Annotated in this window: 7 protein-coding genes and 1 rRNA gene; 7 read left to right on the forward strand and 1 reads right to left on the reverse strand. The window is 70.4% G+C overall.

Annotation, left to right across the window (positions count from 1 at the left end; genetic code table 11):
• Window positions 1–80, forward strand: a 5S ribosomal RNA gene (gene rrf, locus KIK05_RS46125); the annotation flags it as partial.
• A 1,209-nt stretch (window positions 81–1,289) separates the two neighbouring features.
• Here rrf and KIK05_RS46130 read toward each other — a convergent pair.
• The gene (locus KIK05_RS46130; RefSeq protein ID WP_214417288.1) at window positions 1,290–2,177 is read right to left on the reverse strand and encodes a hypothetical protein; all 888 of its coding nucleotides are present in this window, start codon (window positions 2,175–2,177) and stop codon (window positions 1,290–1,292) included.
• Window positions 2,178–2,514: 337 nt separating this feature from the next.
• Here KIK05_RS46130 and KIK05_RS46135 point away from each other — a divergent pair, with 337 nt between their 5' ends.
• The 6 genes from KIK05_RS46135 to mreC form a co-directional block, all read left to right on the forward strand.
• The gene (locus tag KIK05_RS46135) at window positions 2,515–3,837 is read left to right on the forward strand and encodes a bifunctional folylpolyglutamate synthase/dihydrofolate synthase (protein ID WP_214417289.1); all 1,323 of its coding nucleotides are present in this window, start codon (window positions 2,515–2,517) and stop codon (window positions 3,835–3,837) included.
• Window positions 3,838–4,370: 533 nt separating this feature from the next.
• Window positions 4,371–4,712, forward strand: coding sequence for a DUF4233 domain-containing protein (locus KIK05_RS46140; protein ID WP_308250438.1), 342 nt, complete (start codon window positions 4,371–4,373; stop codon window positions 4,710–4,712).
• Window positions 4,713–4,723: 11 nt separating this feature from the next.
• On the forward strand, window positions 4,724–6,892 hold the full coding sequence (locus tag KIK05_RS46145; RefSeq protein WP_214417290.1) for a hypothetical protein: 2,169 nt from the start codon (window positions 4,724–4,726) through the stop codon (window positions 6,890–6,892).
• A gap of 73 nt (window positions 6,893–6,965) precedes the next feature.
• Window positions 6,966–7,376: a nucleoside-diphosphate kinase gene (gene ndk / locus KIK05_RS46150; RefSeq protein ID WP_214417291.1), complete on the forward strand. Its 411-nt coding sequence runs from the start codon at window positions 6,966–6,968 to the stop codon at window positions 7,374–7,376.
• 329 nt (window positions 7,377–7,705) lie between these two features.
• Window positions 7,706–8,737: a rod shape-determining protein gene (locus KIK05_RS46155; protein WP_214417292.1), complete on the forward strand. Its 1,032-nt coding sequence runs from the start codon at window positions 7,706–7,708 to the stop codon at window positions 8,735–8,737.
• A gap of 16 nt (window positions 8,738–8,753) precedes the next feature.
• Window positions 8,754–9,960, forward strand: a 1,207-nt coding sequence (mreC, locus tag KIK05_RS46160; RefSeq protein WP_214417293.1) for a rod shape-determining protein MreC, incomplete at its 3' end; no start/stop codon positions are given.

Below are 9,960 nucleotides of genomic sequence, written 5' to 3' on the forward strand. Positions count from 1 at the left end.
TTCCGAACCCGGAAGTTAAGCTTTCCAGCGCCGATGGTACTGCACCGGGGACGGTGTGGGAGAGTAGGACGCCGCCGGACAAATTTTTCATACGGTAAGGGCCACCCGCCAAGCGGGTGGCCCTTACCGCTGTGTGGGGGTATCCGCAGGGAGAGGCATCCGCAGCGGCGGGTGCTGATGCGGGTTCGTGCGAGGGCCGAGGGCCGTCCATGCTGTGGGCGGCCCTTTTCTGTTTCTGCCGCCAGATGCGCGATCTGCGATCTCGGCATGCACGGCCAGATCGACAGGCCGGCCGACCGTCCACCAAACGTCCGGGCTGTGATTCCGCCGCTGTCGGCAGGGCTTCGGGTGGCCCCTACCGCTGTGTGCGAGGGCATCCGCGGCTGCGGGTGTTGAGGCGGGTTCATGCGAGGGCCGAGGGCCGTCCACGCCGTGGGAGGCCCTTTCTGTTTCTGCCAGCAGATGCACGTTCCGCGACCTCGGCATGCACGGCCAGATGATCGACAGGCCGTCCACCAAACGTCCGGGCAGCGATTCCGCCGCTGTTGACAGGGCTTCGGGTGGCCCCTGCCGCTTTCTGCTTTCTGCGGGCAGGCCGACAGAGACCCTCCACCGACCGTCTAGGGCGGGGGACTTCGCTGCTGTTGTCGGGAGCCTCGGGGTCCCGTACGAAATGAGCCGCTACAACTGGCCGAGGGTTACCTCGTCCGGGTTTCCTCCTCCCGAACCGCTGGCCGACACCATTCACCGGTCCGCCCCCCTACCTTCACCGGCTCGCCTTTCCTGCTTTCACCGAGGCGTTTCACTCGTCGCTGGCTCTGATGCCTTCTCATCGGCGCCGCGGCGGCGGGATACCGTACGGCAAAGTCGGCGCCGTCGTACGGCGGGTTGGGCTGGTCAGGCTTTGAACGGGGGAATCAGGGGCCGGGCGGGGCCAGGTGCGCCGCCTTGAGGGCCGGCTTCCTCTGGCTCTGTGGGGGTAGGGGGAACCGTCCAGTCCAGGGGCGTTGAGGGTTTCTGCGGTATCGATGTGAGGGCCGGCCACGGTGTGGTCGGCCCTTTTCGTATTTGCCTGCTGACCAGGGCCATGCCTCCGCAGGCAGGTGCGTCTCCCGTACGCCCCACTCCGCGGGCGGACGTGCGGTGAATCCGGTACCGGCCGTACGTCTAGCCGCGGGGCGGCCTGTGCGGGATACGGCATCGGCTGGGCGAGTCAGCAGTGTGGCGGAGTCGACGTCGGCGTAGAGCGGGTGTGTCGGCGGATTCTTCTGCGCGCGTCGTGGGTTCGGTCAGAGTCGGTCGTTGCGGCGGAGGATTTCGATGGCGCGGAGGGTGGTGTGGCCCCTCCACTCCAGGGAGCCGGCAGGTGAGATCGTGGCGTAGTCGACGACCCAGCCGCCGTCGTCCTGTTGCAGCGAGGCCAACCGATCGAGGTCCTTCGAGATCACCTCAGGAGTGAAGTGATCTCGCGACGGCCGGTCGGGGTAGGGGGCGAAGTCGAGCGGGTGCAGCGCCTCATGTTCGGTGCCGCCCTCGACCGGCACCCGGCCGTCCGCGGGAAGGTACTTGCCGAGCCGCCCTAGCAGGTCGGCGGCCTCTGGGTGGCTGTCGTACACGCTGTCGAGGAACCGTACCGCGAAGGCCAGGACGTACGCGGACGGTGCCCGGTCCATCGCGTCGATGGTCTCCAGACAGTAGCGAGTGGCCCGCTCTAGCCATGGGTGAGCGGCGACGGCCGGGTCGTGTACGGCGACACGCCAGGCGGCGGCGGCCGTCACCGCAGTGATCTGCAGGGCCGACACCGTCGGATCGGCGGCCTTCCACCAGGGGGCCGTGCCCGCCTTGACCGTGAGAGGGAACGCGAACGGGAGCCCCCCGTCCGGGAGGGAGGCCGTCTCCAGCCAGTCGCATAGCGCCCGTGCCTCAGGGGCCGTGGCGGGAGCTATGTCCTCGAACACCTCGAAGGCGTGCAGCGCGGCTCCAGGCTGACTTTCCGTGGACCGAAGGTCCGGTTCCAAGCCCCAGCCGTAGCCGCCGTCGGGGTTGCGGTAGCCGCTCAGGGCCGCCAGTACGCCGGCGGGTTCGACCCGGTCGATCAGCAATTCGAAGCGACGGCGGTCCAGCAGCCGAGCGTGTCCGGCCATGAAGTCCATCGCGGCGGAGAGAGTCACGTTCATGTGTTCATCCTGCTCGTGCCGCAGCCGTGGGTCTTGCAAGAATCGGACGCTCCCGAAAGTTCGCCTCGGCATCGTCCGTCCCTTTACTTCCTGACCGCTTGCAGGAGGGAGACGTCCTGGTCACCGGGGTGGAGGGGCGAGAGGCAGGCGCCACATTCGTGGCTCGTCCGGGGAGCCGCACCTTCTCTGCGCTACGCGTGGACGGTTCCCGGCCGATGGCTGATTCAGGTGGTGGCGAAGGAGAGACGTTGCCGACGCCGAGCACTGCTTCGCGGGGTTATCCACAGGTGGCGGAGGCACGGCACGGACTGTGGGGGCCGGTAAGTAGGCTTCACGTGTGGAATACCAGGCGGTCGAAAAGGCGATCCTGCAGCGGGGCGTGGAGTGGAAGATCGATCCCACGCTCGACCGGATCAACGCGTTGATGGATCTGCTGGGGCATCCCCAGCGGGCGTACCCCATCGTTCACATCACGGGCACCAACGGAAAGTCCAGCACAGCCCGCATGATCGATGCGTTGCTGCGTGAGCGCAATCTCCGCGTGGGCCGGTTCACCAGCCCGCACCTCACCTCCATGCGCGAGCGCATCAGTGTCGACGGGGAGCCGCTGAGCGAGGACCGGTTTGTCGAGGTCTACGAGGACATCCGGCCTTACCTGGAGCTCGTCGACCAGCAGCAGGGCAGGCTTTCGTTCTTCGAGGCCCTCACAGGCATGGCCTACGCGGCCTTCGCCGACGCCCCTGTCGACGTCGCGGTCATCGAGGTGGGCATGGGCGGCACCTGGGACGCGACCAGTGTGGCCGAGGGCGCGGTGGCCGTTGTGACGCCCATCTCGCTCGACCACGTCGACTACCTCGGTCCCGACATCGAGGCGATCGCCCGGGAGAAGTCCGGCATCATCCGGCCCGGCTCCACGGCCGTGCTGGCGCAGCAACCGGTCGCCGCCGCCGAGGTGTTGGTGCGGCGTGCCGCCGAGGTGGGGGCCACGGTCGCGCGCGAAGGGCTGGAGTTCGGGGTCCTGCACCGGGAGGTCGCCATGGGCGGCCAGCTTCTCCGCATCCAGGGCCTCAAGGGCGTCTACGAAGACGTCTTCCTGCCGCTCTTCGGTGAGCACCAGGCGGGGAACGCCGCGTGTGCCCTGGCCGCGGTCGAGGCGCTGACAGGGGGCGACGAGCCTCTGGAGGGCGATCTCGTCGGCCGAGCGTTCGCCCAGGTCACCTCGCCCGGCCGCCTCGAGGTCATCCGGCGTGGTCCGACCGTGGTCGTGGACGCCGCCCACAATCCAGGTGCGATGGAGACGGTCGTCCAGGCCGTCGAGGAATCGTTCGGGTTCAGCCGGTTGATCGGTGTCGTCTCGGTCATGGCCGACAAGGACGTCGCGGGTGTGCTGGAGCTGCTCGAGCCCGTTCTGACGGAGATCGTCGTCACGCGCAACTCCTCGCCGCGTTCCATGGATGTCGAGGAGCTCGCCGCGCTGGCCGAGGGCATCTTCGGCAGTGAGCGTGTGCACCAGGCGGCGCGCATCGATGACGCCATCGACATGGCCATCGGCCTGGCGGAGGACACCGGGGAGTTCAGCGGCGCCGGCGTGCTGATCACCGGCTCGGTCGTCACCGTCGGCGACGCTCGATTGCTGTTGCGAGCAGGTGGCCCCGCGTGAGAGTGACCTCACAGCACCCCCAGGAAGACGCCCGTCGGTGCCCCCGACGGCTCGCGTCCGCCCTGGGCTTCGTTCTCCGAAAGGCTCGCGTCCGCCCGAGAGCTTCGTTGTCCCGACGGCTCGCGTCCTCCGAGGCTTCGTTGTCCAGGCGGCCCCCACCACGCCAGGGCTCGCGTCTGCCGGAGCGAGTCGCGCCGCACTGGACGGGCGGTGAAGCCGGTGGAGGTGTGTCGCTCTCGCGTCTCGGCTGGAGGCCGAGATGGCCGCGTCGGGTGGGATGGGGCGTGAGCGGCGCGGTTGAGCGCTGGGGTTATGCCGGGGTGGCCGGCTTGACGGCAAGGGCGGTCGGGTCGGGGACATGAGTGGTCCGGTGATGACGTGAGTGGCTCGGGTTGCGGGCTGGGGTGGTCGGGTGATGACGTGAGTGGCTCGGGTTGCGGGCTGGGGTGGTCGGGTGATGACGTGACCGGTCGGATTGTGGGCCTGCGTGTTCGGATTGTGGGCCCGAGTGAACGAGGTGAAGGAGTGTGGGCGTGAACATCACGGTCACTCCGGGGATGCGGCGGCTGTGTGCCAGCGTGCTCGGGATGGAGGCGATCGTGCTCGGGCTGATCACGCCTGTGGCGATCATGGTCAACCGTGTCACTCCGAGCGTCGCCATCACGGTCGGCCTCGGTCTCGCGGTGGCGTGTGTGGTCGTGACCGGGATGTTGAAGAGGCCTTTCGCCTACGTCGCCGGGAGTGTCATCCAGGTGCTCGCCATCGCCACTGGGTTTCTGGTGCCGACGATGTTCTTCCTCGGGGTGATCTTCGCCGCGCTATGGGTGACGGCAATATTCGTCGCTCGCCGTGTCGAGGGAGTGACTAACCGCTAAAGTCGGCCAGTATGGCCGTCCCCCCTATTCAGGCCGCGGGCCTCACGAGTCTTGGCCGGGTCAACCGTCTGTCCCTCGTGCTCGACGTGATCGTCGGGCTGGTGACGGCGATCGCCGTTCCGCTGGCGGTCGTCGCCATTCCCAACACCATCTCCGTCGTCTCCGCCCTACTTCCTCCCGAGATGGCGGGGGTGGCGATCCTGCGAGCCCATGGGCTCGCCCTTCCCGTGATGCTGTGCACGGTGCCGGTGGCGTCGGCGGTGCTGAAGCGGTTCCAGGCGGCGCCGATCCTCCTGGCGGGGCTGGCGCTCCTCGCGGTGGCCGATGTGCTGGGAGGCCTCGCCGGGTCGGCCCTGGCGGTGGGTGTGCTGCGGGCGCTGCACGGCGTCGGCGCGGGCATGCTCGTCCCGGCGACGTTCGTGGCGTGCTGGGAGCGTGCCCGGGCCGGCCGGAGTGTCCTGGTGGCCATCTGGGCGGCGGCGCTCGCGGGTGGGCTGCTGGGGGCCCAGGCGCTGGCCCTGTGGCCCCTCGCCGAGGTGACGTCGTGGCGGGTCACCCTGCAGCCGTACCCGATGCTGACCGGCGTCGCGCTCGCCCTGGCCGCCGTCCAACTGGTGCTGTCCCGCATGAATGGGGGGAGCTCCGGAGGTGAGGCCGTCGCGCATGACAGAGCCCTGGTGGATGACAGAGCCTTGCACGCGGGCCATGGCCCGCTGGACGCGGACGATGGCGTGACGAACGCCCCTCACGGCGCCCCGAGCACGTCGGCGGACGCGGGCTACGTCGCGGGGAGTGCCGATCACACCGGGTGGACCGGGTCGGCGGGCGCCGATCACATGATCGGGAGCCCGGACCGCGGCGTGGCGGACGCGCCGGCGGACGCCGGTCGCATGGCGAGAGGCGCGGATCATACGGCGGCGGATGCCGGTCCCACGGTGGGTGGTGCGGATCACGTCGCGGGGGCCATGGCGGCGGACGCGGATCGCATGGTGGGTGGCGCGGATCACACGCGGGCGGATGCCGGTCGCACGGTGGGTGGCGCGGATCATGCCGCGGGGGCCATGGCGGCGGACGCGGGTCGCACCGCGGCGGAGGCCGGTCACACGGTGGGTGGTGTGGATCACAAGGCGGCGGACGCCGGTCACACGGTGGTGGACGCCGGTTACATCGTGGATCAGCGGGTGTGGACTTCGGGGGTGGGTGAGGGGCAGGCCGTGGCCGGCGCAGGGGGCGGTGTCGCCGGGGAGTGGGGTGGGTGGCGGCGTCTGTTGCTGACCGCCGGGCCTTCGGCGGGCCTCGCCGTGCTCGCTGTCGGTTCGACGTTCGACTGGCCGTCCGGGCTGATCGTGACGGCCGCGGCCGCGGCGGTCGCGTTGCTGCTGGCGGTGGCGTCCCTGTCCCGTGCCGACGGGCCGGGGGGCCGTGTGGCGGCGCTCGTCATGGTGGCCGCCGGCCTGGTCGTCCTCCCCACCGTCGCCCAGGTGACCTACGTCGAGCTGGGCGGCCTCGGCGGCCCCGGGCTGTCCGGCCTTTGGGGGCCCTTCGGCGTCGCCGTCGTGGCCGGGCTGGGCGCCGCGCTCGCGGCCGTCCGGTTGGACGAGGCGTACGTGCCCAGGCTCGTCGGCGCCGGGCTCGTCGTGATGGTCATGGGGCTGTGCGCGGTGCGCCTGGTCGTGCCCGCGGTCTCCGGAGGTCCCTTGGTGGTGCCGTTCGCGCTGCTCGCCGCCGGGGCCTCCGTCGCGCTCACCGCGGCGCTGCGCCGGGTCGGTCTCCCCGGCGCCCTGTACGCCTTGTGCCTCTGCTTCCCGGCCGTCCTCAGTGGTTTCCTGGTCGGCACGGGCATCCAGGTCGGGTGGCTGCGCGCGGTGAGCATGTCCGGGAGGGTCACCTCGCAGGCCATGGTCGACGGGTTCGTCGGGGCGCTGCACATCTGGGCGCTGGTCGCGGGCTTCGCCGTCGTGGTGATGCTGGTGCTCGGCGCGGTGCTGGCGCGGCGTGCCCCGCGCAGGCCGTCCGCGGGAGCCGTCGCGGAGGACGTGCCCGCGGGGGATGAGAAGGTGGACAGGGAGGGGTCGTCGCCGGTCGCTGACTTCAGGACCACGATGATTCCGGTGGTCCCTTTGCCCACCCGCTCTCCCGAGGGCGGCGGCGAGGACGGCGACGGGGCCGAGGCCCGGTAAGCTGCGCACACGCTTCCCCTCATCGTCGGCCGTCATGCGCGGCGGCCGGTGATCACAACGAAGGAGACAACTCGTGTCCGAGCGCACGCTTGTTCTGATCAAGCCCGACGGTGTCCGCCGTGGCCTCATCGGTGACGTGATCGCCCGCGTGGAGCGCAAGGGCCTGAAGGTCGTGGCCATGGACCTCCGCACGCTGGACGTCGAAACGGCCAAGGCGCACTACGCCGAGCACGCCGAGAAGCCGTTCTTCGGCGAGCTGGTCGAGTTCATCACCTCCGGCCCGCTGGTGGCGCTGGTCCTCGAGGGCCCGCGTGCCGTCGAGGCGTTCCGCGCCCTCGCGGGGGCGACCGACCCGGTGAAGTCGGCGCCGGGCACCATCCGGGGTGACCACGCGCTGGAGATCGGCGAGAACGTCGTGCACGGCTCCGACTCGCCGGAGTCCGCCGCCCGCGAAGTCAAGATCTTCTTCCCCGACCGCTTCTGAGCCCCGTCCTCGCCCGCCGGGCTGAGCGCAGCCAGGCGGTCAGGCGAGGTACGGCAGGATCCACGCCTCCCGCACAAGGGAGCCCCGCGGTCCGGGCGAGTGGTGGGCAGGCCCGCGAAGGGCCGCCGCAAGGCGATCACGAAAGGCCCCGGCGCATGGCGCGCGCCGGGGCCTTTTGCGCAGGTCGGGACCTGCCTGACCTTCCGGATGCACGACAAGTTTTTTGCGAGCCGGGCGGCTCGTTGCCCTCAGGAGTGGGTACGTCACGTTACGATTCGAATGCGAATCGTAATCTCTCGCGAACGACCTGAAGGAAGGTCTCCTTCCCTATGGGCAGCAAGCTGGCGTTCCTCGGCCGTGACATGGCCGTCGACCTGGGCACGGCCAACACGTTGGTGTACGTGCGCGGGCGCGGCATCGTGCTCAACGAGCCGTCGGTGGTGGCGATCAACACGACCACCGGCAAGATCGTGGCAGTGGGCATCGAGGCCAAGAGGATGATTGGCCGCACGCCCGGCAATATCGTGGCGATACGCCCGCTCAAGGACGGTGTGATCGCCGACTTCGACGTAACCGAGCGCATGTTGCGATATTTCATCCAGCGGGTGCACAAACGCCGCCATTTCGCCAAGCCTCGCATCATCGTGGCGGTGCCGAGCGGCATCACCGGCGTCGAGCAGCGAGCGGTGAAGGAGGCCGGGTACCAGGCCGGCGCCCGCCGGGTGTACATCATCGAGGAGCCCATGGCCGCGGCGATCGGCGCCCGGCTGCCCGTCCACGAGCCCACGGGCAACATGGTGGTCGACATCGGCGGCGGCACCACCGAGGTGGCGATCATCTCGATGGGCGGCATCGTGACCAGCCAGTCGATCAGGGTCGGGGGCGACGAGCTCGATCAGGCGATCATCGCGTTCGCCAAGAAGGAGTACTCCCTGATGCTCGGGGAGCGCACCGCGGAGGAGATCAAGATCGCGATCGGCTCCGCGTGCCCCGTGGAGGACGACTGCCACGCCGAGATCCGTGGCCGTGACCTGGTCACCGGGCTGCCCAAGACGATCGTGGTGTCCGCCGACGAGATCCGCAAGGCCACCGAAGAGCCGCTCAAGTGCATCGTCGACGCCGTCAAGTCCACTCTCGACAAGTGCCCTCCGGAGCTCTCGGGCGACATCATGGACCGCGGGGTCGCCCTCACCGGCGGCGGGGCGCTGCTGAAGGGCATGGACGACCGCCTGCGCGACGAGACCGGCATGCCCATCCACCTGGTGGAGAACGCCCTCGACTCGGTGGTGCTCGGCTCCGGGAAGTGCGTCGAGGAGTTCGAGGCCCTGCAGCAGGTGCTGGTTCCGGAACCTCGACACTGATGGAGCCGAGACGCTGATGAGGGATACCCGCCGTGCGCGGTTGATCCTCGGCCTGTTGCTCGCGGTGGCGCTCGTCCTGATCACCATCGACCATCGGCAGCGCGAGGATTCCCTGTTCGAGCCGGTCCGCGCCGCCGCGGCCTCGGTGTTCGGCGTGGCCGAGCGGGCCGGCACGGGCGTGACGCGGCCGGTCGGGGAGTTCATCGACACCTTCGCCTCGGCTGCGGAGTCCAAGCGGCGCATCGCGGCCCTGCGAGCGGAGAACTCCAGGCTGCGGCAGGAGCTGACCGCGCGGGCGCTCGACCGCCACAGGTCGGCCGAGCTGTCCCACATGCTCGGGCTCTCCGGCCTCGGCGGCTATCGCGTCGTCGCGGCCCAGGTGATCGCCCGGCGAGGGGTCCCGGGATTCGAGGACGCCGTCGAGATCGACGCGGGGTCGGGTGACGGGGTGAGGACCGAGATGACGGTGCTCAACGGCGACGGGCTGGTCGGGCGGGTGCTGCACGCCGGTCCGACCACCTCCACGGTGGTTCTGCTCACCGATCCCGCCTCCACGGCGGGGGCGCGGCTCGAAGGCAACAATCAACTCGGCGTCGTCAACGGTCTCGGCCCGGGGGCGGAGGGGCGGCTGCTGCGGTTCCGCCTCCTGAACTCCGAGGTTCCGCTCAGCGTCGGCCGCCGCATCGTCAGCTTCGGGTCGCAGCAGGGGACGCCGTACGCGCCGGGCCTGCCGGTGGGCGTCATCGAGCGGGTGGAGCCCACGCCCGGGGAGCTGACCAGGGTGGCCTACGTCCGGCCGTTCGTCGACTTCACGGCCCTTGACGTGCTCGGGGTGGTGGTGGGCGCGCCGCAGCGCGACCCCAAGGACTCGATGCTGCCCCCGCCGCCTCCGGTGAAGGCGCGGGCCACGGCGACGCCGTCCGCGTCGCCGCCGGGCACCCCGTCCCCCGGGCCGTCGTCTTCCTCCTCACCCACGTCCTCGGCGCCCGAGCCGTCGCCGTCCGGCACCGGGCGCCAGGGCGACGATCAGCGAGAACGCGGCGACCAGCGAGAACGTGGCGACCAGCGGCAGCGCGGGGACCAGCGGCAGCGCGGCGATCAGCGGCAGCGTGACGACGAGGCGGGCGCGCCACGGCCGCGGGGCGCGGGCCGGCTTCCTGCGCAGGCGCCCCGGCGAGCGGCGGCCCACCGGCCGTCCGGCGCCTCACGAGCGCAGGCGCCGG

The sequence above is a fragment of the Sphaerisporangium fuscum genome (assembly GCF_018531465.1).
Classification (GTDB): domain Bacteria; phylum Actinomycetota; class Actinomycetes; order Streptosporangiales; family Streptosporangiaceae; genus Sphaerisporangium; species Sphaerisporangium fuscum.